The organism is Ruminococcus flavefaciens ND2009 (assembly GCF_000621785.1).
Taxonomy (GTDB): domain Bacteria; phylum Bacillota; class Clostridia; order Oscillospirales; family Ruminococcaceae; genus Ruminococcus; species Ruminococcus flavefaciens_C.
Window position 1 is genome coordinate 1 of sequence record NZ_JHXI01000025.1, and the last position, 2180, is coordinate 2180.

A 2180-nucleotide genomic window follows, 5' to 3' on the forward strand; every position below is an offset into this window, starting at 1 on the left:
GCAAACGAGGACAGGCACTTCAATAACTTCGGACTTCTGCGTGATGCTAATACCCTTGAATGGCTTGGTGCTGCTCCCATATTCGACAGCGGAACTTCACTCTGGTATGATAGGTTAACTTCACGAATACCAATCAATGGCGTTAATTGTAAGCCATTCAAGAAAACACACGGCGAGCAGTTAAAACTTGTATCCTCCCTTGAATGGTTCGATGCTTCAAAACTCGATGGTATCGAAGATGAGATACTTGAAGTGTTCAGTGAAGATAAGGCGGCTCAGTATATTGATACTGAACGTGCTAAGACCATAGCTGCTGAGGTCAGAAACAGGATAGAAGCTGTTGAAAGCATGGCGATGAGCCAAACACAAAGCTATGACATCTCCTCCACCGAGGGGGATGTTGAAGAAGATGTAGCTGAGAGCTACGGAATGAAAATGGAATAAGGCAATGAGGAGCCTGCGAAAGGACTGAGCTAATATAGAAGTTTTATCCAAACAACTATAAGCAAGGACTTTGCGCCAGCCTATAAAACAGAACAGACAGATACTTTATTATCGAGGTATCTGCCTGTTTGTTTTATAATGGTATCTGATCCCAAATATGATGTCTTTGATGTTTCGGATAACTTGCTTTCTTGATCTAATTATGGAGATTACTGAATTTGAAACAGAAGATGTCATCACCACCTCCGGTGGAATCCCGACTGGCGGTTCCGGTAACGGAGACAGCGATGAAGGCAACTGGAGCGGACTGAACGGTTAATAAGTTTTTAGAGTCTATCCTAAAATTTGTGTAAACCTCTGAAGTAGTGTATAATAGAAGAGACACTACTTCGGAGGTTTTAATTATGGGAAGAAGACGAAGAAATGAAACAGAAGAGCAGCGAGCAAGAAGAGAGCTGATAAGCGATTTTCTTTCGGCAGCTAATATCCAGAGCATGGATGATATTCAGGAGCTGTTCAAGGAAGCACTTGCTGGATTTATGGAAGGCAGCCTTGAATCAGAACTTGATTCTGAGCTTGGTTATGAGCCGTATGACGTGAAGAACAAGGAAACTGACAATAGCCGTAACGGTCACAGCAAGAAAACTCTGCGTACCAGTATGGGCAAGGTAGATATTGAAGTCCCCCGTGACAGAAATGGTGAATTTGAGCCTAAGATACTACCTAAGAATCAGACAAGCATATCCCAGGATATGGAGAACAAGATCATCTCCATGTATGCAAAAGGTATGTCTACATCTGATATAGAGGATCATATCCGTGATATTTACGGTCTGGAGATATCTGATACCACTGTCAGCCGCATCACCGACAAGGTTCTCCCAGTAGCCAAAGAATGGCAGCAGAGACCGCTTGAAAGCGTCTATGCAGTTGTATTTCTTGACGCTATCCATTATCATGTCCGCAGCGAGGGACAGATCATCAAGAAGGCTGTATACATAGCCATAGGCGTTAATATGGACGGCAGGAAGGACGTTCTCGGTATGTGGGTAGGTGAAAATGAGAGCGCCAAGTTCTGGGCAGGTGTACTTAATAGCCTGCGTAACAGAGGCGTTGAGGATATTCTTATCGCCTGCACCGATAACCTGACAGGCTTCTCTCAGGCAATAGAGGCTGTATTCCCGAAGACGGATATCCAAAACTGCATAATTCATCAGCTCAGAAATTCCAGCAAATATGTATCTTACAAGGACATTAAGGCTCTTATGGCTGATCTGAAAAAGGTCTATACTGCCGCCACTGAGGAAGCTGCTCTGGATGCTCTTGATTCCTTTGCAGCAGCCTGGGACAGCAAATACCCCAAGATCTCAAAGTCCTGGTACGAAAACTGGCCAAATCTCAGCACATATTTCAAGTTTCCACAGGAGCTCAGAAAGCTGATATATACGACCAATACCATAGAAGGCTTCAACCGTCAACTGAAAAAAGTAACTAAGGCAAAGTCTGTATTTCCCACTGATGACAGCCTTTTCAAAATGCTGTATCTGGCTATGAAGGACATCACGAAAAAGTGGACCGGTCGCCGACAGGACTGGAGCCGTATCTATGCTCAGCTTGTGATCTACTATGGTGACAGGATATCCGAATAACATTTTCATCTTGACAATCAAATAATCATGTGCTAATATGCAGATAAGACCGACTGCTTTCACAATCGGTCTCATCATATACTCTTT

Annotated in this window: 1 protein-coding gene and 1 pseudogene; both read left to right on the forward strand. The window is 43.6% G+C overall.

The window, feature by feature from the left end; translation table 11 throughout:
- Nucleotides 1-444: pseudogene (locus T488_RS20105) on the forward strand (excisionase); the annotation flags it as partial.
- Between the two features lie 404 nt (nt 445-848).
- Nucleotides 849-2093 (forward strand): IS256 family transposase, encoded by a 1245-nt coding sequence (locus T488_RS0106665; protein ID WP_028520111.1) that lies wholly within the window; start codon nt 849-851, stop codon nt 2091-2093.
- Nucleotides 2094-2180 lie beyond the last annotated feature (87 nt).